Raw genomic sequence first — 26,170 nt, 5'->3', positions numbered from 1 at the left:
TTTATGTTTTTTTTGTGAAATAGGATGAGTTTATTTTAACATATAGGAAGGGAGTTGGGAACTTCTATTTTTGTGTTGATTAAATTTGAGTATAAAAAAAGATCTCCTGAGGTTGGCAGGAGATCTTTTTTCATACGGGTTATTCTTCTTCGTCGAGATAGTATCTGCCGTAGGCGTCGGCTGCTTTGATGGCGGCGAAGACGGTCTCCGGGGTTACTTCGAATGGCATGTTGTGGAGGGTGTCGTTCTCTGCGCATGCGGTTTTGGCTACTTCCATGAGCTGGTCGTCGGTTACGTTTCCGGCACCGAGTTCAGCCAAGGTGACTGGGAGACCGACTTCGATGCACCATAAGATGATGTCTTCGAGTTCATCGAGCGGTACGTTTTCCAGGACGAGCTGAGTCAGGGTTCCGAAGGCTACTTTTTCACCGTGGTACATGTGATGGCACTCTTCGAGTACGGTGAAGCCGTTGTGGATGGCGTGGGCTCCTGCGAGGCCTGCGCTTTCAAAACCGATTCCGGAAAGGAGGGTGTTGGCCTCGATGACTTTCTCGACTGCCGGGGTGCATACGCCGGCTTCAAGAGCGATTTTGGCTTTTACGCCTTCTTCCATCAGAGTGTCAAAGCAGAGTTTCGCGAGTGCCATCGCTGCCTCGGTTGTTTTTCCACCGGCGCAGGAAGTAGCTCCGCTTCTCTGGCAGGCTCTTGCTTCAAAATAGGTGGCAAGTGCATCACCCATTCCGGCTACGGTCAGGCGGACTGGAGATTTTACGATGATGTCGGTATCCATCAGAACCAGGTTCGGGTTTGCCGGAAGGAAGAGGTATTTCTCGAATACACCCTCTTCTGTGTATACAACAGACAGTGCGCTGCACGGTGCATCGGTCGATGCAATGGTCGGGCAGATGAATACTGGTGTTTCTGCGTAGTAGGCAACTGCTTTTGCGGTATCAAAAATTTTGCCTCCGCCGACACCGATAACCAGATCACAGCCTTTTTCTTTCACGATAGCAACCAGACGGTTGATCTCACTCTCACAGCACTCGCCGTTGAAATAATCAAAAACAACGTCGCAGTCGCTTCCCGCAAAGCTTTCTTCGATCATTGCTCCGATCCGTCTGTAGCCTCCCTGGCTGATCAGAACCAGTGCTTTCTTTCCGCATTTTGCCGCATATGTTCCGATGTTTTTCATTTCCCCTGCGCCCTGTAAATATTTAGAAGGGCTAATTAAAATTTTTGCCATTTCTCTTACGCTCCTTTTTTGTTTTTTGAACGTCAGCCTCCGCTTCTGGCGTTTTCTGCGAAAAATGAGTTTACCGCAGAACTTGTCTTTATTATAATAACTGCGCTGTAAAATTGCAAGAATATTTCCATCCAAAATGAACCCCGGAAGTTCACATATTTCCCCGGGATTTTTCGGTTTATTCTGCCTGATCGTAAATGATTTTGCAACGCAGCAGTCCTGTGCGTCGTTTGGGTAGGTATACGGTGCAAACAGATAGACAACTGTCGGGGCATCGTAAAAAGCATTCTGGATTGTGCTGTCATCAGCGATGCTGTCGGCTTCGAGAATTTTGTCCAGTTCTTCCTTTTTGATCTTCTCCGGCTGGTAAAACGGGTGGAACGTCTGGCTTTGATTAAAGTAACCGCCCCTCTGATACGTTTTCACGTAAATTGGCTAAGGGTTGGCTGTGTTGACGATCGCATCGGCATGAACTTTTGTGATGTCGTTTCGGATGATTTTAAATGGCATGGGGATCACCTTCTTTCGTGGGATTTATAGCTGTTTTAATTTATAAGTTGCAAACAGCGTATAATGGTATATTTACCATCCGCTCCTGCTCTTTATACTTCAATGTTGAAAATCGAACTGCTTCTTCCGGCTGGAATTTTTCGCAATATGTTTTAAGACTATGGGATCGAATGTTCTGTTCCGCCTTTACTTCAATCGGCACAATACTCTTTGCCTTCTGAATCAGAAAATCCTGCTCGAAAGTTGCTTTTTCATTTCCATAATAATATGGCGTATAAGGGGTATCTGAAATCAACTGCTGCAGAACGTACTGTTCTGTAAGCGCGCCTTTAAATTCAACAAAAATATCGTTACCCTCCAATATGGATTCTGCTGGCAGTTCACTCATTGCTCCGAGCAGTCCTACATCCAGTACGAATAATTTATATGCATTCATATTTTTATACGCCTTCAGCGGCATATGAGGCTCATTTACCCGGTTGACTTTATATACTAATCCACAATCCAGAAGCCACTGAATTGCTATTTCAAATTCGCTGCTTCTGGCTCCTTTCTTTATCTGTCCAAAGAAAAATTTTTTATTCTCCTTCGCCAGCTGCATCGGAATAGAATCCCATACCATTCGTATTCTTGGGAGAACTTTTGCTTCAATATGCTTTCCAAAATCACCCTCATACTGCCGTACAATATCACTCTGTATCTGTCGTACTTCTGCATAATCTTTATTCAAGCGAAATGCATCTACAACTGCTGGCATGCCGCCTGTATAATAATAATTTTTCAGCCAGAACAAATATTTATCCGCAAAATTGTCAATTAAATTGTAATCCTTTGTTTCCAATGCACTTTCCAGCCCTTCTTCGTCCATAGCGCACAGGAATTCTCTAAAATTGAATGGATATAAATCCAGTAAATCTACTTTTCCCACCGGATAGGATATTCCCTCATGAAGCGCCACGCCAAGAAGTGAACCTGCTGCTATTACATGATATTCCGGTGCTTCTTCGCAAAAATATTTCAAAGATTCCAACGCTTTCGGTGCATTTTGAATTTCATCCAGAACAATCAATGTATTCTCTGGGGTGATCGTTACGCCTGATTCAATATTGAGGTTCATAATAATACGTTTTATATCGAAATCCGTATCGAAAACCGCCTGCATTCTCTGATTATTGTAAAAAGAAATGTAGGCGGTTTTTTCATAATATGTCTTACCAAATTCTTTCATTAACCACGTTTTACCAACCTGCCGGGCTCCCATTAAAATCAGTGGTTTTCTGTTACTTTTTTTCTTCCAGTCTAATAGTTTATCCATTGCAAATCGACGCATGCTGATCTTCCTCCATTTCTCTTTTTTATTATTTCACATTTTTCCCTGGTTATTCTTACTCTAATTTAACATTTTTCCCGACCTAATTCAATATAAAATTAACATTTTTCCCGACTTCACCGGAACAGAATCTGCTGTGAAACCTTCTCTTAAGACAAACATAATCTCTCCACGGAAAAATACGACAGCCAGCCACCGTCGTATTTTTCGTTATCAAATATTTTTATTTTTCTTCTCTGATCAGTCTGAGTCCGTCTTTTTCCAGCAGATACTCCTTCCCGCACACCTCTCCGATATACTTCCTGTCATGCGAAATGCTGATGATGGCGCCTGGAAATTCGCGGAGCATTTTTCTTATGACCGGTCCCGATAAGGGTGAAAAGTTTCGGGTTGGTTCATCCAGAATCAGCACATTGGCATTGCCAAGGCTCATTTTCAGAAGCAATACTTTTGCCTTCTGGCCGCCGGACAGTTCGCGGATGGGGTGATCCATCTCGTCTGCCGTGTACTTCAGCGATCCGAGATACGTCCGAATCTTCGTCCTCTCACTCTTCTCCCCGGTGGAATCCAGAAAATCGACCGGCGTCATGGAAAGATCCAGCTGATCCTCATAATTCTGCGGCATATAATCTACGCGGAGATCCTCCCGTTCTTTCAGCTCTGCCGCAATCTTTTTCAGCAGTGTCGTTTTACCTGCCCCGTTCGGGCCGACAATGCATATTTTTTCCGGTCCTCTTATCTTTAAGGTGATATTTTCCGCCAGAACCCGCTCCCCATCCGGCGTTTCCAGTTTCGGAAGCTGATATTCGATGACCGTTTTCCCGGCGGGCATGGCTGCCTCTGCTCCTCCAAGCTGGAAGTAAATCGCTTCCTCCTGCTCCGGCATTTCTGTCATGCGGGCATCTTCTTTTTCAAATCTGCGGTTCATCGCCTTTACGGTATGCATTTTATCCTTCAGATTTTTCGCCACGGACGGTGCCTGACGGGAACAGTTGTTCAAGGCGTTCTGCACGCTCTGGTATACCTTTCGGTATTTCTCATCGCGCAGCGCTTTCTCTCTCCTGTCACTCTGCGCCTTCTGTTCCTGGCGCTCGAAATTCTGCAGGCGCTCCTCTACATACGTCCGATAGGGAAGTTTCGCAACCGTGTATCTCGATTTTGTCTTCCGCACAATCTGTTCAATATGAATGACCATATTTGCCGTGTTTTCAATCAGCGTTTCATCGTGCGAAATAAAAACAACAATATGCTCCCATTCGCGGATCAGTTTCTCCAGAAGTTCCAGTGTCGCAAGATCAATATCATTTGACGGCTCATCCAGCAGAAGGACCGTGACATCCTCCATGAGAAGACGCATCATCTGCGCTTTCACCTTCTCGCCGCCGGAAAGCTCACTCATCTGCTGATCCCGATAGAAAAACTCTTCCGTCAGACCAAATTTTCTTGCCAGCACCGCCAGATCCTTCGGTGTCTGATCCCAGAACTTTTCTTTTTCATAGAAATACTCATACACCGTCTTCGTTTTCTCCGCCTCCGGAAGTTCCTGCGGCAGATATCCAAGCCGCTCCTTTCCGATGATGCGCTCGCCTGTGGATTCGATGTAATCTTCCGTCAGTGCGGGATCGTACATCCACTTCAGCAGCGTCGATTTTCCGTTTCCCTCCTCTCCAATGATAACGGCCTTATCACCGTCATTCAGTACAAGCTGAAAATCTTCGAGAATCACTCGCAGATCTTTTTTATGTGTCAGTGTTAATTTTTTTATCTGCATCATACAGAAGCCCCCTTTGCTCCGGCAGCCTCTTTTCTGCTTTTTTACGCAAAACGAGCCTGTCCTGCGTACGCAAAACAGACCCGCAAAAAAATATCCCTGTTCTATTCTCATAAAAAAGGGAAATGATTCAGCGATTCTCGTCTTTAAGCGTACACGAAAAACAGGCCTGTTTTCCAGGCTGTCCGTTCTTTGTGTTTTTCTTAAAGTCGATTATCGCAGAAACATTCCCTCACCTTTACACCAATGGTGCTCTTTCTTTTTATTTTCTGTTCCCTATTATAGGACAACTTACAGATAAATGCAATCCGTTTTTTTACAAATTGAGAAGTTCCTCTGCCAGCGCCTGTGCATGCTCCAGATACCAGCCGTCTTCGTCCTCTTCTGCTTCCACAAACTCGATATACTCATTCAGCGTGGCCAGCTTCACATCCAGATTGAACTGTTCGCGTGAAATCTTTGTCTTTAACGCTTCATACATCCGATCCAGAAACAGCTCTTTCTGTGCATTGTTCATGTAGAACGGGAAAGCACTCCGTGTCTCGGTCGCATGTGCCAGGAATCTTGCAATGTCCAGAGAATACGGCATCATTCCACCAAATCCCCAGTCAATCATGACAACATTTTCGCCGTCATAGATCACATTCCACTGCAGGAAATCACCGTTTGACATCGTACATGGACAGATCAGCTGGCGGTCCAGGAACATCTGATACGCTTTCCGCAGAATTGGATCATCCGCTACGGACGATGCTCGGCGCAGAACGCGTTTCCAGTATTCGACAAATCTCTGCTCCACTTCATTTTCCGGCGCTTTGTCCATCGACGGTGTCCAGAAATACGACTGAATTTTACTTAAGGTTTCTGCCGCTTTTTCTGTTGTCTCGTCCGTCATATCCCGCATGTCGTTTCCTTCTACATACTTCATGCAGATCCAGTCCGCATCCTCTGCCTGCCGCATGCCGACATACTGCGGTACGTGAAACTCTCCTTTTGACAGATACTGCGCATAAATCTGCGCTTCTTTGCTGCCGGTTTTCTTCAGTGTATATTTTCCTGCATCTGTCTCGATCACATACACATCGTACTCCCGCACTTCATCTTCCGCCTCGCCCCACTGCTCGCAGATGCGGGAAACTGCTTTTACCGATTCTCCGGTGATGTCTGATGCCATTTTTCGGATTTCATCTGACTCTACCGGTTTCTGAAAATTTCCTAACTCCATCTCTTTTGTTTTATCCTTCCCATTTTCACTTTATTCCAGTACTACATCACATCTGTGATGCTTTTGTCATTCTGTCTTCCAGTAACTCAATTTTTTCCATATGCTTTTTTATCCAATTACGCTTGCTCCAAACGGCATAAACGAGAGCCTTGCCAGCTCCCCTGCCGCCATTCCAGACACTGCCAGCTATCCATTATTTTGTGAACAGTTTGCCGCATCGATCGCCAGCACCAGTAATAATGCCGGAATTTCATTGCTCGGATTATCATACTCGATGACATACGTGTCACCCCAGCTCAGAAGTTTTTTATGTACGTGGACGACTGCACTGCAGGCTTCATATACATCGTAATCCCATCCCATGAAGTCACCTTCTGCACGCCATCCCATGAAATCTACATCGTATTTGGGACGGAACAGTGCAAAACGTTTTTCGATATGTCCCATTAACTGCCCGTTCCATTCAATTTCGAAAGTCGGAAGAAAGCAAAATAATTTCTGTTTGATAAACCCAATTTCATTATGCGCCGCATCGTACACATGCAGACGGTGTCCCAGCGAGATAAATTCATTTTTCACAAAATACTTTTGGTTCCCCTGCTCGTCATAGATATCATACGTGTCTGACCAGGAAAATACACGTTGTTTGATTAGTAACTGCATATCTGCTCCCCTTTTCATTTTTCTATCAGAAAATCGACTTTTTTATGGAAAATTTTTCCTTTTCCCCTTAATTTTCGACCGCGATTTTGACCCCATTTTTTTCGGTCTGAAACGGTCTAAAACGCTATTTTTGCCCTGTTTTTTCTACCCAAAATGTACAAAAAAACCGCTAAAACACTGGATTTTAGCGGTTTTTCAGGTATGGACCTGAGGGGAATCGAACCCCTGTCCGAAAGCCTATTCATTCAGGCATCTCCCATTACAGTCATTCTATTAAAGGTTCCCCCATCGGCACGCCGGATGACAGGCTTGCCGCTTCGGTAGCTTCATAAAATCTTCCATCTCCGCAAAGCTTTGGAAACGAAGTGCTCCGCATCTGTTTGATGCCAGGAGAATAGCCGCGGAAAACTATTCAGCTGACAACGCCGCACTTAGGCAGCGTACGCTACGTAATTATCGTCTGCGTTTAAATTTAGGTTCCAGGTTGATGACGCGGTCCCGGAGTCCACGAATGGCTTCCCAAACTTCAAAACCCCCGTCGAAACCAGTACAAGCCCGTGCTGGTTCTACAGACGCTTTTCTTTGATACGGGGACGCAAACAGATCGTCCCGGTGCAGTGAAAACTCTCTTTCAACTGCCGTATATTGTATTATAGTCTTTCCCCATACTTTTTGTCAAGGATTTTTAATACAGATTTTTAACTTTGAAATCTCTCTCCGCCTCACGTCTCTGATCCTTCTTTGCGATATCCTGCCGTTTATCATACAGTTTTTTACCGCGTGCCAGACCGATCTCGACTTTTACGAGGCTGCCTTTAAAATACACCTGCAGCGGAACGAGCGTGTAGCCTTTTTCCTTGATCTGCGCCTCAAGTTTGCGGATCTCATAGTCGTGCAGCAGCAGTTTCCGGATGCGCAGCGGGTCTTTATTGAATATGTTGCCCTTCTCGTACGGACTGATGTGCATGCCGTAGATGAATACCTCATCACGCTCAATGCGGATGAAGGACTCCTTGATGCTGCATTTTCCCATGCGGAGGGATTTTACCTCGGTACCGGCAAGGGAGATGCCGGCCTCGTATTTATCCTCGATAAAATAGTCATGATATGCCTTTTTATTGTTGGCAATCATTCGATTTCCTTTTTGTTTTGCCATAGCTTTTTCCTCCAGGGATTTATTCTGTCTCGGTTTCTTTTTCTACATACGTAAAATCGATTGTCCGGTTGGCAGGCTCGGCGTTTCGTACACGGACACGCACCGGCTCACCAAGGCGGAATACTCTTCCGTGCTGCTCTCCGACCAGACGGTAATTTTCTTCATCAAAATTATAATAATCGTCTTTCAGTGTCATGATGTGAACGAGTCCCTCAACTGTATTTTGCAACTCCACATAGAAGCCCCATCCGGTCACGCCGGAAATGACGCCGTCGTACTCTTCGCCGACATGCTCCAGCATATATTCGGCTTTCTTCAGCTTCACAGCCTCTCTTTCTGCCTCTGCAGCACGCTGCTCCATCGCACTCGACTGCTCCGCCACATGCTGCAAAATGGACGAATATTTGCCGATTCTGCCGCCCTTGTCGAGACGTCCCCGCAGATCATCCTTGATAATGCGGTGGATCTGCAGATCCGGGTAACGGCGGATTGGTGAGGTAAAATGGCAGTAATATGACGCTGCCAGTCCGAAGTGGCCGCTGCATTCCGGGGTATAAATGGCTCTTGCCATCGACCGGAGCAGCAGGCGGCTGATCAGCGGCTCTTCCGGGGTTCCCTCGATGCTGGTGAGAATCTTCTGCACCTCACCCGGCGTAATCTCATGGGAACGCTTTTCGACTTTGATGCCCTGTTCACGGATCAGCGTCAGCGTTGCCTCCATGCGGTCTCCGTCCGGCTTGTCATGCGTCCGGTATAAGAACGGGATTTCGCGTGTGCAGTATTCCTCTGCCACGGTCTCGTTCGCCATCAGCATGAAGTCCTCGATCATCCGTGTTGCCACGTTCGACGGATACGGGCGGATCTCCACCGGCGTCCCTTCTGCATCAAGAATTACTTTGCTCTCCGGGAATTCAAAATCAATTGCTCCGCGTTCTTTCCGACAGCTCCGGATCAGTGCAGACAGTTCCTGCATCTGGCGGAACATCGGAACCAGCTCATGATATTCCTCCAGCAGCTCCGGATGTGCTTCCGGCTCGGTCAGGATTGCATTGACGGCGGTGTAGGTCATGCGGCGGTCCACGCGGATCACCGTCTCAGCGATCTGATGGCCGATCACACGGCCTTTCTCGTTGATCGTCATAATACAGGAGAGTGCCAGGCGCTCCTGTCCTTCATTCAGGGAACAGATGCCGTTTGACAGACGCTTCGGCAGCATCGGAATAACGCGGTCCGGCAGATAGACACTGGTGCCGCGCTTTAACGCCTCACGGTCGAGGGCGGAATTTTCCTGCACATAGTTGCTGACATCAGCGATATGAACGCCAAGCGTCCACGTATCGCCCGCTTTTGTGACGGATACGGCGTCATCGAGGTCTTTGGCATCCTCGCCGTCGATTGTCACCATCTGCCAGCTTTTTAGATCGAGGCGGCCGTTGTAATCGTTTGGAATTACTTCCTCCGGGCATTTTTCTGCCTGTGTGATCACGCGTGCCGGGAACTCCTCCGGGATCTGGTAAGCGTCCACGACTGCCTGGATATCGACAGTCTGGATACGCGGCTTCTTCTCTGTGTCGCCGTCCTTTCCATTCTTTCTGCGGAATCGGTCATCGCGTCCTCTTCTGCCCTGCTCTCCGGCGCGGCGGTCTCTTTTTTCCCGTTTTTCCGTCGTTGTGGATGCACCGCGGCTCTTCTGGTAACGGCCGTCGGAGATCACATCGATTTTTCCTTCTTTTATCAGGATTTCCATAACCTCCGCAAGCTCCGACCGTTTTGCTTTCGGCACCTGCAGCAGCATGGCAATGTCTTTCAGACGCATCGGCTCATAGTTTTTCGAGCTTACGAGATCCATGAGCAGCGTCTTGCGGTTTTTCAGCAGTTTCGAACTTCTGGAACGCGGATGGCCCGCATGACCGCCATGGTTCCCGCTGTTCTGTCCTGCATGGGACGCCGCGCTGCCCTGCGGATATTTCCTCCGATCTTTTTTCTTCTTATTATCTTTCATCTATTATCTCCTCTTTGTAGAAAAAGACACCCTTACGCCTTCTCGTGGGAATAAGGATGTCTTTACTTTGCTAAAAATTCATGTTTAATACAACCGACAGTACAATAAACAGAACTGCCATGATTTTTGTTGCACGGATCAGAGTTCCTTCTGCAGAACGGCTTTTGTTTCTTCCCCAGTAAGTGTCTGAGATACCTGCGATAGCACCGAGACCCTGCTGTTTTCCTTCCTGCATCAATACAACAACGGTTAAAGCAATACAATCAATGACATAAATGACTGTCAAAATCGTTCTTAAAATTTCCACAATTACACCTCCTACGGCCAACTTATATTATTTTACCATAGCGGAAGAACGATTTCAACTGTTATTTGCCTATTTTAGCCGTTTTTCACCACTCTCTTACGCCGGTTCCCTTTTGCGGGAACGGATTCCGGTATTTCGCTTCCTCACCGAGGCGTTCCTCGATGCGGAGAAGCTCATTGTATTTCGCATTCCGCTCCGACCGGCACGGTGCTCCGGTTTTGATCTGGCCGGCGCCTGTCGCGACGGCAAGGTCTGCCAGAAAATCATCCTCTGTCTCTCCGGACCGGTGGGAAATGACGGCGCGGTACCCTGCTCTCTGCGCCATCTCCACCGCATCCAGCGCCTCAGAGAGCGTTCCGATCTGGTTTACCTTGATCAGAACCGCATTTGCCGTGCCAAGTGCAATGCCGCAGGAAAGCCTTCTTACATTCGTCACAAACAGATCATCCCCGACCAGCTGTACTCTGTTCCCGAGCGCTTCCGTCATCTGTTTCCAGCCTTCGAAATCGTCCTCGCACAGCCCGTCTTCGATGGATACGATCGGGTATTTTTCGATCAGTTCCTCATAGTAGGCAACCATTTCTGCGGTATCCCGAAATACTGTCTTTCCGCACTGACGGGATTCCCCGGGAAAGTAGTAGACGTTCCTGCTCTCCTCGTAGAGCTCGCTTGCCGCCGCATCGATCGCGATCATCACGTCGTTTCCGGGCGCATAGCCGGCTTTCTGGATCGCATTGACAATGAGCTGCAGTGCTTCATCGGAATCCTTTAAATCCGGCGCAAAGCCGCCCTCATCGCCGACAGAAGTCGAGTATCCCTTCTCCTTCAGGAGCTGCTTCAGCGTATGGTAAATCTCCGCGCACATGGAAAGACCCTCCCGGAATGAGGGAGCGCCGCACGGCATAATCATAAATTCCTGCAGATCGACGGTGTTGTCGGCATGACGGCCGCCGTTTAAAATATTCATCATCGGCACGGGCATACGGCTTGTGTGGCAGCCGCCCAGGTACTGGTACAGCGGCAGATGAATCGCATTTGCCGCCGCGCGCGCCACAGCAAGTGAGACACCGAGAATGGCGTTTGCCCCGAGGTTTTCTTTCGTTTCGGTTCCGTCTGCCTGGCACAGGATATGGTCGATCCGCTCCTGCTCGAGCGCATTCTCGCCGACAACGGCATCGGCCAGCACGGTATTGACCGCTTCTACAGCCTTTCTCACGCCCTGCCCCAGATAGCGCACTTCCTGATCTCTTTTTTCCAGTGCCTCAAATTTTCCTGTCGATGCCCCGGACGGCACCTGGGCACGCCCCATATGGCCTTCCAGTCCGAGAATCCCCTCCCCGACGGCCACTTCCACCTCTACGGTCGGATTTCCGCGCGAATCCAGAATTTCTCTTCCTGTCACGCTTCGAATTGGTAAATATCGAAACATAGTTTTCCCTCCTGTTTTGCTGCAAAGTGAACAGTAACCAAGTTTCTTCTCTGCGTTCACAGTATGACCGTGCTATGGGAAAAATATGTTGCTCTCTCTGTCGAAACCTCTTTTTTCCAGTCCTTATTCTTTTCAAACATAAAAAAACGCAATATGAAAGCCATCCGATTTTTCCATTTTCGGATGGCTTTCATAAGTTAGAACTGTGCATTGGACTGAATCCTTTCTTTTTTGTTCTTTTGTTCTTTTGTTTCACTTTGGGGTACTTCGTTACGTTTTCTTGGGTCCATACCTTCGCTTTCTTAGTTTATGGGGTAATTCGTTATGTTCTCGGTGGTCCGTCCTCTCTTTCTGTTTTTTTTCTTCCGTTTTCTTTTGTTGACTTTACTATATCAGTTTTCTCACCGTTTGTCAACACTTTATTTTTATTTTTTATCTGTTTTCCATTTTTATTCTGTCTCTTATTGCGTAATTATTTTTATTTTCAGATTATTATAATAAAATATCCCTGCCGCACCCGTTTCAAAACGAATCCGGCAGGGACATTTTCACGATTTCTCTTTATTTCTTAATCAGCAGGGATTTTCCTGTCATTTCTTTTGGCTGCTCCATGCCCATCAGCTCGATCAGAGTCGGTGCGATGTCTGCCAGGCAGCCGCCCTCTCTTAACGTGTAGGATGGATCTGCATTAACCAGAATGAACGGAACCGGATTGGTGGTATGAGCGGTGTATGGCTCGCCGGTCTCATAGTCTACAAGCTGCTCTGCATTTCCGTGGTCCGCACAGATAAACATCTGGCCGTCAACCTCTTTTAATGCATCAACTGCTTTGCCTACGCACTCATCAACAGCCTCAACTGCCTGGATTGCTGCGCTCTCAACGCCGGTATGGCCAACCATATCCGGATTTGCAAAGTTGATGATGATGACATCGTATTTCTGGGAACGGATGGCATCCGTCAGCTTGTCGCATACTTCGTAAGCACTCATCTCTGGTTTCAGGTCATAAGTAGCAACCTTCGGGGATTTCACAAGGATTCTGTCCTCACCTTTATTTGGCTCCTCAACGCCGCCATTGAAGAAGAAGGTTACATGTGCATATTTCTCGGTCTCGGCGATACGAGCCTGAGTCATGTTATGTGCTGCCAGATACTCACCGAAGGTATTGGTGATCTCTTCTTTTTTGAATGCAACGGATTTGTTCGGGATGGTCTCATCGTATTCCGTGAAGCATACGTAGGTCAGATCCAGACGTTTTTCTCTCTCAAATCCGGTGAACTCATCTGCACAGAATGCTCTTGTCAGCTCTCTTGCACGGTCCGGGCGGAAGTTGAAGAAAATCACAGAATCTTTATCCTGAATCGTTGCAACCGGTTTTCCGTCTTTTTTCAGAACGGTCGGCAGAACGAACTCATCGGTTTTTTCAGCATCATAGGAAGCCTGAACAGCCTCTGCCGCATCGGTTCCTTCTACGCCTTCCCCTTTTGTCAGAGCTTTGTAAGCCAGCTCGACACGATCCCAGCGGTTATCACGGTCCATTGCATAGTAACGGCCGGAGATCACGCCGATTTCGCCGACACCGATCTCATCCATTTTTGCCTGCAGCTGCTCTACATAAGATTTTCCGGATGCCGGAGGAGTGTCACGGCCATCCAGGAAGCAGTGTACATAAACTTTCTCGAGACCCTTACGTTTTGCCAGCTCCAGAAGTCCGAATACGTGGGTGATGTGGCTGTGAACACCGCCGTCAGAGAGAAGTCCGAACAGGTGCAGTGCGGAATTATTTGCTTTTGCATTTTCAACAGCCTTTACCAGCTCTTCATTCTCGAAGAAATCGCCGTCCTGGATTGCTTTCGTGATTCTGGTCAGCTCCTGATATACAACACGGCCTGCGCCCATGTTCAGATGGCCTACCTCAGAGTTACCCATCTGTCCGTCCGGAAGACCTACAGCAAGTCCGCTGGCCTGTCCTTTTACGTACGGGCACTGGCTCATCAGCTGGTCCATAATCGGAGTTTTCGCTTCGCAGACAGCGTTATGCTCGCATTTGTCATTCAGTCCATATCCGTCAAGAATCATTAATACGGTTGGTTTTTTACTCATTGTGAATTCCCTTCTTTACTTAAATTTTGGGTAACAATCCAGAGCCCCGTCTCGATTCCGCTTACGCTGCATCTCGATGTTGCTTTTCGCCATATGAAACTCAAGAAAAAGCGCTCCTTCATGCAAGCATGATTCGCGATTTTTCTTCCATTTCGCATGGCTCTGAATTGTTACATTTTGTTAGTATACCCGGATTGTCGAAGAAATCTCCTGGATCATCGACATTCCGCCTAAAATCTGCATGGCATCCTCAAAATGGCGCTCTTTGACCTCGTCCGTAATGACGACGATCTCGGCGTATTTTCCATTGACACGTTTCTGAAGCATCTGTGCAATCGAAACCTTGTTGTTTCCAAAGACAGAAGCTACCGATGCCAGCGTTCCATACCGATTTTCAATCTGCATGCGTACAAAATATTTCGACTTAATTTCGCCGACACGCTTGATCGGGCATTCCCGGTAGCATGTGCAGCCGATTCTGCCGCAGCAGTTCCATAAAATATTGCGCACAACATCGAAAATGTCGCCCACAACAGCACTCGCAGTCGGAAGCTCTCCGGCACCTCGCCCGTAAAACATCGTATCCTGTACGGCATCGCCTGTCAGGAATACGGCATTGTAGGAATCATTGACAGTCGCAAGCGGATGATTGCTGTCGATCAGCATCGGATGAACGCGGGCTTCGATTCCTTCCGGGGTATCTTTTGCCACGCCGAGCAGCTTGATCGTGCATCCCATCTCTTTTGCGTACTCGATATCGGTCGCCGTGATTTTGGTAATGCCTTCGGTGTAAACATCTTCAAATGTCACTCTGGAATTGAACGCTGCCGAAGCAAGGATTGCTACCTTGCGGCCGGCATCAAGACCTTCCACATCTGCGGTCGGGTCTGCTTCTGCATAGCCCATGTCCTGCGCCAGACGGAGCGCATCACCAAACTCCATGCCTTCCTGCGACATTTTTGTGAGAATGAAATTTGTGGTACCGTTGAAAATACCCATCAGCTCTGTGATATGATTGGCGGCAAGGCACTGTTTCACCGGACGGATGATCGGAATTCCTCCCGCCACAGATGCCTCATAGAGAAAATCTTTTCCGTTTCTCTTTGCTGTCGCAAGGATTTTTTTGCCCTCGGATGCCACCAGATCTTTGTTTGCCGTTACAACATTCTTTCCAGCATCCAGGCAGGCAAGAATGTAATTCATGGCCGGCTGTTTTCCACCCATAACCTCAACAACAATCTCGATTTCCGGGTCATTGGCAATCTCCTCGAAGCTGGTGGTAATGATGGAGGGATCGTCAACCTTTGCAGCTGCTTTTTCCACATTGCGCACGAGAATTTTTTTCAGCTCCACACGCGCTCCCAGCTTCGGAAGCATTTCCTCCTGCTGGCTTTTCAGCACTTTGTACACACCGGTACCGACGGTGCCAAGACCCAGCATTCCGATTTTAATTACTCTTTCCTCTGCCATACTCATCTCTCCCTCTTATTTCAGGGATACGATGCATTCAATTTCTACTTTTGCTGCTTTCGGAAGAGCAGCAACTGCTACACAGGAACGAGCCGGTTTGGACTCGCCAAAGAAAGCACCGTATACTTCATTTACCTTGGCAAAATCGTTCATATCGGTCAGGAAAATGGTTGTTTTCATCACTTTCGTGCGGTCAGTTCCTGCTGCTGTCATGATTGCGTCCAGATTCTTTAAAGAGAGGGTTGCCTGCTCTTCTACAGTCTCCGGGATCACGCTGCCATGCTCTACATCAAAGCCAAGCTGTCCGGAAATAAATAAAAGGCCGTTGTCTGCGACTGCCTGTACATAAGGTCCGATTGCTGCCGGTGCTTTTTCTGTATTAATGATTTCTCTTGCCATAATCATATTCTCCTTTATGCTTTCTTTCGCGTCGTCTAATTTGCCGCGTTTTTTCCCTCTATCATGCGGTTTTTCCGACACTTTTGTCGTTCCCATCATATCACATGTGGGAGATGTCCGCAAGTGCGAAAAAGCCGCTCCCGGACACAAGAAAAGTTCAGAATCGTTCATTTCACATATCCAAATTCTATTAATTCATGTATGAACGCACTCCGTCTAGGATATCTTTTGTGATATGTCGACATAACAGCAATCACTTGTTTCTTTGATAACTGTTCTGTAAGTTCGTCTGATTTTCTTAAAAAAGCCGGTAAATTCATTTGCCTTTTCCAATCAAATCATCAATCCTATTTCATTTTATCCGTCAATATCCATTTTCCTTTTCGATTAGACCCCTCACGGATAACTTTACCTTCATGCTGCATTTTTGTAAGCATACGCTTAATCGTTGCCGTAGAAACTGCAAGCGCTTTTGCTAATTCTTTCTGAGTCAGTTTCGGATTTTTATAAATCATTTCTGACAATTGAATTTCAAGGTCATCTTTGGGATCATGATTGGGGTCATTGGGATCTCGATCGAGGTCAACAGGCTCATGATTGAGATTATCGGGCTCACGATTGAGATCATTTGACCCATGATTGAGGTCATGATCTCGATTTTTGACCTCAATGACCTCATTCTGGCCGCGATAAAGATTGATGCGGAAAGCTACTTCCATATCAATAAATTCCGGTTCACGCAATCCGTATTCCTGCATAGCCTGCATAAGTTTCGGAATACCACTTCCCCATGCTTCCACAAGGTTCATATAGGCAAAAGCATTGGCAAGCGAACGATTTCGGATTTTTGAAAATCCTTCCTTCATCAACTCAATCGTTACGCCAGGAAGCAGTCCACCAGGAGATGTGATCTCCAAACGATCATCATAAATTGCCACCTGAATATTAGAATTCTGAATGTAACTGCAATTCATAACTGCATTAACGATCAACTCACGGATACTATCCGGCGGCAGTTCATAAATATCCTGTCGATATACTCCTTCCAGCCGACATCCCATACGAATATTTCTAAGGACAAACTGCACCGCTTCCTCTACTTGCTTCCAAAGCGGTCCTTCATAATTACGTCGATCCAAAAAGACAGCTCGCGTCGTTCCCTTAAACACAGCGCACTGTATCATGGAACGGAGTCCACCTTGTCCCGTTAAATAAATATACGCATTTGTCGGATAGATTTTTTCATTCTCATCTTTTTTCAAAATTCCCCAACTGAGCAAAACATTTTTCGTTACATCTTTAACTGCTGATCGCTGAAGATTGGATTTGCAGTTGGCAATAGCAACTTCCTTCATTTGTTCACAGAGACTTTTAATATCTTCATCGGTCACTTCTATATCTCTGCGGATTATTGAATCAAAAGAGCGGGCATCGCATTCATAATATAATTCTCTTGACATATCACGGTCAGCAGGGCGTGTTGTTCCAGAAACTCGAATATATACGCCATTCTCCAGCCCCTCTGCCTTAATATAATATGGTTTCCGACGTCCCGTCCTGATTTCTGCAACAATTACAGGTTTATCATTTATATTTTGCAAATAAACATCCGGGATAATTGTAGGTTCACAACTGTCAGAAATAGCATTCGTAATCGCATCAATCTCCCGAAAAACTTTATCCTCCGGAATGCCAACAACTTCTCTTGTTTTATCGTCAATACCAAATATAATCCTCCCACCTTTTCCGTTAGCGAAAGCAACAACCGTTTTCATATATTTCATGCTCTTGTCTGGACGTTGTACTTTGAATTCAACGTTCTTGGATTCTCCAGCAAGGATTTCTTCTATTGTCATCCGATCACCTCCATGATTAAGTTTTGTCCATGATGACTCTATTATTTTGCTTTTTGCTTCCAATGTGGTTCCATTCATTTATGACTATTTTCCGTATGGTGCTTCAGATTCTGCCGCCATCAACACTGTTTCCTGATCGCTCAGATCGTATGTCACGGCTTTATGCTCTGGCTCATTAAAGGAAGACGAACCACCGATACCGAAATATTTTTCAAAAAACGTTTTCAGTTTTTCAATGACTCTCTGTTTTTTCTTGGCTCTTCCGCCACCACCAAAATGAGAAATTGGCGGCATGATTTTATCTATATCCGTTCCCGCTGTTTTGATCTCTCCGTCCCGAAACGCATTCTCTATGAACTTTCGTGTGTCTTTCGGCTTCAATTTTTCTTCCGTAATAATTACATTAAGATCATAATCGCGCTGTTCCACAACAAATTCATGCCACTCATCCATAACATCGTCCACATCATTGATTCCTGCAATAAAGGTTTCAATAAGCTGTTTCTTGCTGCGCAGCTCCGGGCTGGCATCAATCGCTTTATTGATGGTTATCAGCACTTCCTTATCTTCACAGCGGGTATCATGATACTTCTTTACAAGCATCAGAATATAATCAATGTTGATTTCTACCTGCCGGATCAATTCAATTTCAAACACCACATCATCTGTAATATCCGTACTTTCCCGGCGTTTCCGTTTCCACTCGTCACGCAAATCCTGATAACGTCCAAGGTAGTCTTGCAAATTGCGCTCAGAAATCAGCTCATTCCCCTTAAATTCGTCAAAGGAAAGCAGAAGGTTTCTCATACGAAGAATAGCACCAAACAAAGCAATAAAATCCTTCTGGTTCTGCTCTCCGACAATCTGCGGTTCTGACAGCGGAAACTTATGATTCAATTCCTCCATCAGATCCACATACCCTGGCATTAGCTTACCATCTACGGATTCATATCCGTAATAGTAATCCTTAAAGCTCTGCAGTAAAACAAGGCCCCCGGCATTCTTATCCCCAAACAAGGAAATGGCACTATCTACTCGCTTCTGCAGATTTCTGAAACATACAATATTTCCAAAGGTCTTGATAGAATTCAGAATACGGTTTGTACGGGAAAACGCCTGTATCAGTCCGTGCATTTTCAGATTTTTATCTACCCACAGCGTATTCATAGTCGTCGCATCAAAACCGGTAAGAAACATATTGACTACGATCAGAATGTCCAATTCCTTATTCTTCATGCGAAGCGACACATCTTTATAATAATTCTGGAATTTATCACTTGAGGTATCGTAGTTCGTATGGAACATTTTGTTATAATCCTTGATTACTTCTTCCAGAAACTCTCTGGACGGCTGGTCGACAGATATAAAACAAGCATATCACGAAAACGTGAATTTTTCAATCCGCGCAAAAAATCACTCCGCTTCAAAACACAGAAACGAAGTGATTTCTTTTTGCACAAACTGGCACTCTCTATAGCTAAATCAAGGGTTATATGTTGCATAAAAAACAGCAAAACGCCACCAAACACCTCACCTTCAGCATTTCTGCCGAATTCACCGTGTTTGGTGGCGTTTTAGCCCGTTTTATTGATTGATTTCGTACAAAATCAATTATTTATTGTAGTTTACGATAGCTCCGAAATCTGGTTTCAGGGATGCTCCGCCTACCAGGCCGCCGTCGATGTTCTCCTGTGCGAACAGTTCCGGTGCAGTTTTTGCGTTTACAGAGCCGCCGTACTGGATACGGATAGCTGCTGCTGTTGCATCATCATAGATTTCAGCGATGCACTCGCGGATGCCTTTGCAAACTTCCTCAGCCTGCTCTGTTGTAGCAGTTTTGCCGGTTCCGATTGCCCAGATTGGCTCGTAAGCGATAACGGCTGTTTTTGCCTGATCTGCTGTTACATTCAGGAATCCAACCTTTACCTGCTGACGGATGAAATCCATCGTTACACCCTGCTCTCTCTGCTCCAGAGTTTCTCCGCAGCACATGATCGGGGTGATGCCGTGCTCGAAAGCTTTCAGCATTTTTTTGTTTACGGTCTCGCTGGTCTCTGCGAAGTATTCTCTTCTCTCAGAGTGGCCAAGTACAACGTATTTCACGCCAGCGTCTGTCAGCATAGCCGGGGAGATTTCGCCTGTGAAAGCACCTTTCTCCTCAAAATACATATTTTCAGCACCAATCTGGATGTTGGAGCCTTTTGCAGCCTCTACAACCGGGATGATATCGATGGCCGGTACGCAGAAAACAACGTCAACGTCGTCATTTGCTACCAGTGGTTTTAATGTATTGACTAATTCTACTGCCTCGCTCGGAGTCATGTTCATTTTCCAGTTTCCGGCGATAATTTTCTTTCTTGCCATGATCGTTTGATCTCCTTAGTTTTGAATATAAATTCTTATTTGTCGTTTGCTGCTGCAACGCCCGGCAGTTCTTTTCCTTCCAGGAACTCCAGGGAAGCGCCGCCGCCAGTGGAGATATGAGTCATCTTATCGCCATATCCAAGCTGGTTTACAGCTGCTGCGGAATCTCCGCCGCCGATGATCGTAACTGCATCTGTTTCAGCCAGTGCTGCTGCAACTGCTTTGGTTCCTGCTGCAAAATTCGGCATCTCGAAGCATCCCATCGGTCCGTTCCATACAACGGTTTTAGCAGTTTTAACAGCATCAGCGAACAGTTTTGCAGTTTCCGGTCCGATATCCAGACCTTCCCAGCCATCCGGAATCTGTCCGGCCGGAACAACCTGTGTATTTGCGTCGTTTGAGAATGCATCTGCAACAACGTTGTCTACCGGAAGAAGCAGTTTCACGCCTTTTGCTGCTGCTTTTTCTTTCATTTTGTTTGCATAATCCAGATAATCCATCTCAAGCAGAGAATCACCAACGGTGCCGCCTGCTGCTTTTGCGAAGGTATAAGCCATACCACCGCCGATGATCAGGACATCAACTTTATCGATCAGGTTGTCGATAACAGAAATCTTGCTGGATACTTTGGATCCACCAAGGATGGCAACAAACGGACGCTCCGGATTGTTGACAGCATTTCCAAGGAATGCGATCTCTTTCTCCATCAGGTAACCAACAACAGCAGTGTCAACATATTTGGTAACACCAACATTGGAGCAATGAGCACGGTGTGCGGTTCCGAATGCATCGTTTACGAATACGTCACACAGGGAAGCCAGTTCTTTGCTGAACTCCTCACCGTTTTTGGTCTCTTCTGCACGGTAACGGGTGTTCTCCAGAAGGATTACATCTCCGTCTTTCATAGCCTCAACAGCTGCTTTTGCGTTCGGTCCTACAACCTCAGGATCTGCTGCAAATTTAACTTCCTGTCCAAGAAGCTCGGAAAGGCGAACTGCAACCGGTGCAAGAGAAAGCTCTGGTTTTGGTTCTCCTTTCGGTTTTCCAAGATGAGAGCAGAGAATTACTTTTCCGCCGTCAGCGATCAGTTTTTTGATCGTTGGAAGAGCTGCTACCAGACGGTTCTCATCTGTGATTTTTCCATCGATCAGCGGAACGTTGAAGTCACATCTTACAAGGACTCTTTTTCCTTTTACGTTGATATCATCTACGGTTTTTTTGTTTAACATGGGCGTTTCCCTCCATATATCCAACTGCATCTGCCGCGCCGTTTCTTTGTTTTTGCGGCATCGCGGTCCTTATTTAAAAATGCAGTTTATAATTTTTGCACACGGAAAAGGGCTGTTTTTGTGCCGTATTTTTCCGCCGCATTCGCAAAAAGGGCCCGGTCCTTAACAGACCGGACCCTTTGGGCTCTGAAATTTTGCCGTTCAGTTTGTTAAATTATGCTAACTCGCTGAAGTATTTGATGGTACGAACCATCTGGCTTGTGTAGGAGTTCTCGTTATCATACCAAGAAACAACCTGTACCTCTGTTGTTCCGTTGTCCAGCGGAAGAACCATAGTCTGAGTTGCATCGAACAGAGAACCATATCTCATACCAACGATGTCGCTGGATACGATTTCATCTGTGTTGTATCCGAAGGACTCGGTTGCAGATGCTTTCATTTTTGCGTTGATCTCGTCAACAGTTACAGTTCCTTCTACAACTGCTGTAAGGATTGTGGTAGAACCGGTTGGGGTTGGAACACGCTGTGCAGAACCGATCAGTTTGCCGTTCAGTTCCGGAATAACAAGGCCGATTGCTTTTGCAGCACCGGTGCTGTTTGGAACGATGTTAACTGCAGCTGCACGGGATCTTCTCAGATCGCCTTTTCTCTGCGGTCCGTCCAGAGTCATCTGATCTCCAGTGTAAGCATGGATAGTAACCATGATACCGGATTTGATCGGAGCCAGTTCGTTCAGAGCTTTTGCCATAGGTGCAAGGCAGTTTGTGGTGCAGGATGCAGCGGAGATGATGTTATCGTCTGCTGTCAGGGTCTCATGGTTTACATTGTAAACGATGGTCGGAAGGTCGTTACCAGCCGGAGCGGAGATAACTACTTTACGAGCGCCTGCATTGATGTGTGCCTGAGCTTTTGCTTTGGAGGTGTAGAATCCGGAGCACTCCAGAACTACGTCTACGCCAAGCTCTCCCCATGGGCAGTTGTTAGCATCCGGGAAAGCATAGATTTTGATGTTTTTGCCATCTACTGTGATGGAATCTTCATCGGATGTTACGGTATCAGCCAGAGCATATTTTCCCTGAGAAGAGTCATATTTTAACAGATGAGCTAACATCTTCGGGGATGTTAAATCGTTGATTGCTACTACTTCATAACCTTCTGCTCCAAACATCTGTCTGAATGCAAGACGTCCGATACGGCCAAAACCATTGATTGCTACTTTTACTGCCATGATTTTCAATTCCTCCTAAAAAGTGAATTTTAATTTTGAGTCTCTGTACTTTGTTAAAGAAACATCAACCTTATCTGTATAATACCTAATTTCGTCGGAAAATTCAAGTTCTATTTTCAAGAAAATACGAAATTATTTCTAAAATTTGTGAAGAAGCCGGATGCCAATCCGTATTTCTGCAAAATTTCGAAAGATCCGTCTATTGCAGAAAGAGCCGGAATCCAGCCTTTCTGGGGCTTTTTCCGGCTTTTCCTGCGTGTTTTCTATTGGATCGGCAGATATTCCGGCTTTTTCTCTTTAAACCGCACGTAGTACCGGAATCCGGCTTCCTGCGCGATAGCTGACGCGTCCGCGAAATGAAACGCTATATGTTCCGGTTTGTGGGCATCGGCACCGAAGGTGATCTTTTCGCCGCCCAGTTCCCGGTATCTTCTGATGACATCCGGCGTCGGATTCGGCACGCCAAGGCCTGCCTTGTAGCCGCCGGTGTTGATTTCCAGCGCGATATCGTACTGAATCAGCTCTTTTAAAATGGTATCGATCTCGTCCGCAAATGCGCGGTAGCTGTAATCTTTTCCCTTTTCTCTGCAGTAGCGTACCACATAATCCAGATGACCAAGCGTCTGGAAATTGTGGAAGAACCGGATATTTTCTGCTGTAGCCCGAAAATACGCCCGGTACAGCTCTTCTGCTGTCCAGTCCAGGAAAGCATCCTCATAATAGGGGTCTTTTCCGTCAATGACATGCATGGAGCCGATCACATAGTCGAACGGCCACGCATTTACATACTCTTCCATCCGTTCTTTTAAGTGGAGCTGCAGTCCCAGTTCCACGCCGAATCGGATATCGATTTTGTCGCGGTATTTTTCCTGCAGTTCCCGGATTTTTGCCGCATATGCCGGTGTATCGAGCTGGAACTCGCCGGTACTGTAATCCATATCGTAGTGATCCGTCAGGCAGATTGCCGGAAGTCCCAGCTCGACTGCCCGTTTTACCATCTCTTCTGTTGGTGCTTCGCTGTCACTTGAAAAGAAACTGTGCATATGACAGTCCGCTATTTTCATCTTTCGGCCTCCGTAATCGTTCCGCCTCCGCCGACACAGCCGTCCACGTAGAAGACAACAGCCTGTCCCGGTGTCGGAGCACGCACGCCGTCCGGGAAGGTACAGGTAATCTCATCTTCCCCGGTCCGTTTGATCACGCACGGGGAGCCTTTGTGCCCGTACCGGATTTTTGCGGTGCAGGAGAGCTCTTCTCCAAGTTCCAGCGGCGGAATTGCCATATAGTTTACTTTGTTTGCTTTTACTACTTTTGCGAAAACCTCTTCATTTTCGCCGACCACAACCTCGTTCGTCTCCGGACGGATTTCCAGTACGAACACGCGGTGTCCCATCGGAAGGCCGAGTCCGCGGCGCTGTCCTACGGTGTAATGGGTAATCCCCTCATGGGTACCGAGGATTTCACCCTTTGTATTCACGAAATTGCCTTTCGGTGCCACGATTCCTGTCTCGTTCCGGATAAAGGAAGCGTAATCCTGATCCGGCACGAAGCAGATTTCCTGGGAATCCTTCTTTTTTGCTACCGGAAGACCGATTTTTGCTGCAATCTCACGAATCTGATCTTTTGTGTAGTCTCCGACCGGCATCAGCGTATGCGAAAGCTGCTCCTGGGTCAGATTATACAGTGCATACGTCTGGTCTTTTGCCGCTGTTACCGAATTTGCAATCGCATACCGTCCATTGGCAAGCTGTTCGATTCTTGCATAATGTCCGGTCGCAATGTAGTCCGCTCCAATGGAAAGACTGCGCTGAAGCAACGCTTCCCATTTCACATAGCGGTTGCAGGCGATACACGGGTTCGGTGTTCTGCCGCAGAGATATTCGTTCGTGAAATAGTCCATGACGTTCTCACGGAACTCTTTTTTGAAGTTCATGACATAATACGGAATGTCCAGCACCTGTGCCACGCGCCTTGCATCATCAACAGCAGAAAGGCCGCAACAGCCCCCGTTTTCCTCCTGGACTGTCTCGGCCTCATCCTGCCAGATCTGCATGGTCACCCCGATGACATCGTATCCTGCTTTTTTCAGGAGATACGCTGCCACCGAGGAATCTACGCCGCCGGACATTCCAACGACTACTTTCTTTTTTCCCATACTTAGTATTCTTCCTCTTCCTCGCCCTCGCTGATATCAGACTTCGGTTTTGCAAGACCTTCGATCTTGATGTGGTGTTTCTCTGCGTAATCCCAGAGTGCAGCGTGAATTGCTTCTTCTGCAAGCAGAGAACAGTGAACTTTGACCGGCGGAAGTCCGTCGAGTGCTTCCATAACGGCTTTGTTGGTTACTTCCAGAGCTTCCTGGATGGTTTTTCCTTTTACCAGCTCGGTTGCCATACTGCTGGTTGCAACTGCGGCGCCGCAGCCGAAGGTTTTGAATTTGCAGTCCTGAATGATTCCGTTATCGTCGATGTCAAGATACATTCTCATGATATCGCCGCATTTTGCATTTCCAACGGTACCTACACCGCTTGCGTTCTCAATTTCTCCTACATTTCTCGGATGCTGGAAATGATCCATTACTTTTTCACTGTACATTGTTATTCTTCCTCCTGAACTATTTCAAAGCAGTCCTCCTCCGGCACAGCTTTTACCTGAATTTTTCTGTACCGGCTTTCTGGATGGACTGTCTTATTTTTTTTTAACTTATTTACCCTGCTGTTTTTTGATGTAATCCTCATACAGCGGGGACATGCTGCGCAGACGGTCTACGATCGCTTTGATCTGCTCTACAACGAAATCAACGTCCTCTTTTGTGATCTCCTCACTTAAAGTCAGACGTAAGGAACCGTGTGCTTTCTCGTGCGGCAGTCCGATGGCCAGCAGTACATGGGACGGATCCAGGGATCCGGAAGTACATGCAGAACCGCTGGATGCGCAGATACCTTTCATATCCAGCATGATCAGAAGGGACTCTCCCTCGATGAATTCAAAGCTGATGTTGCAGTTGTTCGGCAGACGTTTTACCGGATCGCCGTTCAGACGGCAGTTCGGAATCTCGGTTAAAATACGGTTGATCAGATAATCACGTACTTCGATTTCTTTTGCGGTACGCTCCGCCATAGTTCTTGCCGCACGCTCTGCCGCAACTCCATATCCTACGATGCCCGGTACATTTTCTGTTCCGGCACGGCGTTTTCTTTCCTGCGCACCGCCGTGTACGAAGGAGCGGATTTTCACACCCTTTCGGATGTAAAGGAAGCCGATTCCTTTCGGTCCGTTAATCTTATGACCGCTGGAACTGAGCATATCAATATTGCACTCATCCACATTGATCGGGATCTGGCCAAATGCCTGTACGGCATCTGTGTGGAATAAAATATTGTGTTCTTTTGCAATTCTTCCGATTTCCTTGATCGGCTGAATCGTTCCGATTTCGTTGTTTGCCGCCATAACGGAAATCAGAATGGTCTCAGGTGTGATGGCTGCTTCGAGTTCATCCAGATTGACAACGCCGTTCTCATCGACGCCGATATAGGTGATTTTCGCACCGCGCTCTTTTTCCAGATACTCACAGGTATGAAGAATCGCATGATGCTCGATTTTTGTGGTAATGATGTGGTTTCCTTTATTTTTATATGCTTCAAAGGTAGCTTTTAACGCCCAGTTATCGGACTCGCTGCCGCCGGCTGTAAAATAAATTTCCTCCGGTTTTGCGCCGAGCACGTTTGCGATCTGCTCTCTTCCTTTGGTGATGGCTTCTTTGCTTTTTCCTGCAATTGCATAAATACTGGATGGATTTCCGTAGTATTCGCTGAAATAAGGAAGCATAGCCTCGACAACTTCCGGGGCTGTTTTTGTTGTTGCCGCATTGTCCAGATAAATCAT

The 26,170-nt window shown here is 46.7% G+C and carries 21 protein-coding genes and 1 other RNA gene; all 22 read right to left on the bottom strand.

Annotated features, from left to right (window positions below; genetic code table 11):
- Positions 1 to 139: 139 nt before the first annotated feature.
- The 22 genes from PGS38_RS00640 to nifS all read right to left on the bottom strand — a co-directional run bounded on the left by PGS38_RS00640 (position 140) and on the right by nifS (position 26,170).
- On the bottom strand, positions 140 to 1,243 hold the full coding sequence (locus PGS38_RS00640; RefSeq protein ID WP_117801211.1) for a glycerol dehydrogenase: 1,104 nt from the start codon (positions 1,241 to 1,243) through the stop codon (positions 140 to 142).
- A 550-nt stretch (positions 1,244 to 1,793) separates the two neighbouring features.
- Complete coding sequence (locus tag PGS38_RS00630; protein ID WP_118594709.1) at positions 1,794 to 3,083, bottom strand: ATP-binding protein; 1,290 nt, start codon at positions 3,081 to 3,083, stop codon at positions 1,794 to 1,796.
- Positions 3,084 to 3,306: 223 nt separating this feature from the next.
- Positions 3,307 to 4,857 (bottom strand): ATP-binding cassette domain-containing protein, encoded by a 1,551-nt coding sequence (locus PGS38_RS00625; RefSeq protein WP_117509081.1) that lies wholly within the window; start codon positions 4,855 to 4,857, stop codon positions 3,307 to 3,309.
- A gap of 313 nt (positions 4,858 to 5,170) precedes the next feature.
- A complete protein-coding gene (locus tag PGS38_RS00620) occupies positions 5,171 to 6,079 on the bottom strand; it encodes an aminoglycoside phosphotransferase family protein (protein ID WP_119188730.1) in 909 nt (302 codons plus the stop codon).
- Positions 6,080 to 6,265: 186 nt separating this feature from the next.
- The gene (locus PGS38_RS00615) at positions 6,266 to 6,742 is read right to left on the bottom strand and encodes an LURP-one-related/scramblase family protein (protein ID WP_022463307.1); all 477 of its coding nucleotides are present in this window, start codon (positions 6,740 to 6,742) and stop codon (positions 6,266 to 6,268) included.
- Between the two features lie 199 nt (positions 6,743 to 6,941).
- Positions 6,942 to 7,299, bottom strand: a transfer-messenger RNA (tmRNA) gene (gene ssrA, locus PGS38_RS00610).
- A gap of 128 nt (positions 7,300 to 7,427) precedes the next feature.
- Positions 7,428 to 7,898, bottom strand: a complete 471-nt coding sequence (gene smpB, locus PGS38_RS00605; protein WP_022463315.1) for an SsrA-binding protein SmpB — start codon at positions 7,896 to 7,898, stop codon at positions 7,428 to 7,430.
- A 19-nt stretch (positions 7,899 to 7,917) separates the two neighbouring features.
- Positions 7,918 to 9,747 (bottom strand): ribonuclease R, encoded by a 1,830-nt coding sequence (gene rnr, locus PGS38_RS00600; protein WP_416388404.1) that lies wholly within the window; start codon positions 9,745 to 9,747, stop codon positions 7,918 to 7,920.
- A gap of 223 nt (positions 9,748 to 9,970) precedes the next feature.
- On the bottom strand, positions 9,971 to 10,207 hold the full coding sequence (gene secG, locus PGS38_RS00595; RefSeq protein WP_055226503.1) for a preprotein translocase subunit SecG: 237 nt from the start codon (positions 10,205 to 10,207) through the stop codon (positions 9,971 to 9,973).
- Positions 10,208 to 10,292: 85 nt separating this feature from the next.
- Positions 10,293 to 11,636: a phosphopyruvate hydratase gene (eno, locus tag PGS38_RS00590; protein ID WP_118601218.1), complete on the bottom strand. Its 1,344-nt coding sequence runs from the start codon at positions 11,634 to 11,636 to the stop codon at positions 10,293 to 10,295.
- A gap of 561 nt (positions 11,637 to 12,197) precedes the next feature.
- Positions 12,198 to 13,739: a 2,3-bisphosphoglycerate-independent phosphoglycerate mutase gene (gene gpmI, locus PGS38_RS00585; protein ID WP_022463319.1), complete on the bottom strand. Its 1,542-nt coding sequence runs from the start codon at positions 13,737 to 13,739 to the stop codon at positions 12,198 to 12,200.
- 180 nt (positions 13,740 to 13,919) lie between these two features.
- Positions 13,920 to 15,209 carry a homoserine dehydrogenase gene (locus PGS38_RS00580; protein ID WP_055267016.1) on the bottom strand — a complete coding sequence of 430 codons (1,290 nt, stop codon included), beginning with the start codon at positions 15,207 to 15,209 and terminating at the stop codon, positions 13,920 to 13,922.
- Between the two features lie 15 nt (positions 15,210 to 15,224).
- Positions 15,225 to 15,608, bottom strand: coding sequence for a RidA family protein (locus tag PGS38_RS00575; protein ID WP_055218381.1), 384 nt, complete (start codon positions 15,606 to 15,608; stop codon positions 15,225 to 15,227).
- Positions 15,609 to 15,955: 347 nt separating this feature from the next.
- Entirely contained in the window at positions 15,956 to 17,464 is a 1,509-nt protein-coding gene (locus PGS38_RS00570) for an ATP-binding protein (RefSeq protein ID WP_117814072.1), read from the bottom strand.
- 84 nt (positions 17,465 to 17,548) lie between these two features.
- Entirely contained in the window at positions 17,549 to 18,829 is a 1,281-nt protein-coding gene (locus PGS38_RS00565) for a type I restriction endonuclease subunit R, EcoR124 family (RefSeq protein WP_416388403.1), read from the bottom strand.
- A 246-nt stretch (positions 18,830 to 19,075) separates the two neighbouring features.
- Entirely contained in the window at positions 19,076 to 19,828 is a 753-nt protein-coding gene (gene tpiA, locus PGS38_RS00560; protein ID WP_022463322.1) for a triose-phosphate isomerase, read from the bottom strand.
- A 35-nt stretch (positions 19,829 to 19,863) separates the two neighbouring features.
- Positions 19,864 to 21,057 (bottom strand): phosphoglycerate kinase, encoded by a 1,194-nt coding sequence (locus tag PGS38_RS00555; RefSeq protein WP_022463323.1) that lies wholly within the window; start codon positions 21,055 to 21,057, stop codon positions 19,864 to 19,866.
- A gap of 214 nt (positions 21,058 to 21,271) precedes the next feature.
- The gene (gene gap / locus PGS38_RS00550; protein ID WP_022463324.1) at positions 21,272 to 22,285 is read right to left on the bottom strand and encodes a type I glyceraldehyde-3-phosphate dehydrogenase; all 1,014 of its coding nucleotides are present in this window, start codon (positions 22,283 to 22,285) and stop codon (positions 21,272 to 21,274) included.
- Between the two features lie 263 nt (positions 22,286 to 22,548).
- Positions 22,549 to 23,349, bottom strand: a complete 801-nt coding sequence (locus tag PGS38_RS00545; RefSeq protein ID WP_117509090.1) for a histidinol-phosphatase HisJ family protein — start codon at positions 23,347 to 23,349, stop codon at positions 22,549 to 22,551.
- Complete coding sequence (gene mnmA, locus PGS38_RS00540; protein WP_117509091.1) at positions 23,346 to 24,440, bottom strand: tRNA 2-thiouridine(34) synthase MnmA; 1,095 nt, start codon at positions 24,438 to 24,440, stop codon at positions 23,346 to 23,348. The genes PGS38_RS00545 and mnmA overlap by 4 nt, the downstream gene beginning before the upstream one ends.
- A 2-nt stretch (positions 24,441 to 24,442) precedes the next feature.
- On the bottom strand, positions 24,443 to 24,880 hold the full coding sequence (gene nifU, locus PGS38_RS00535; protein ID WP_022463327.1) for a Fe-S cluster assembly scaffold protein NifU: 438 nt from the start codon (positions 24,878 to 24,880) through the stop codon (positions 24,443 to 24,445).
- A gap of 108 nt (positions 24,881 to 24,988) precedes the next feature.
- Entirely contained in the window at positions 24,989 to 26,170 is a 1,182-nt protein-coding gene (nifS, locus tag PGS38_RS00530) for a cysteine desulfurase NifS (RefSeq protein WP_022463328.1), read from the bottom strand.

Origin of the sequence: Fusicatenibacter saccharivorans (assembly GCF_027667425.1) — a bacterium.
Classification (GTDB): Bacteria; Bacillota; Clostridia; order Lachnospirales; family Lachnospiraceae; genus Fusicatenibacter; species Fusicatenibacter saccharivorans.
Note: the sequence above shows the minus strand (reverse complement) of the source record. Positions and strands in the feature narration are given on the sequence as shown.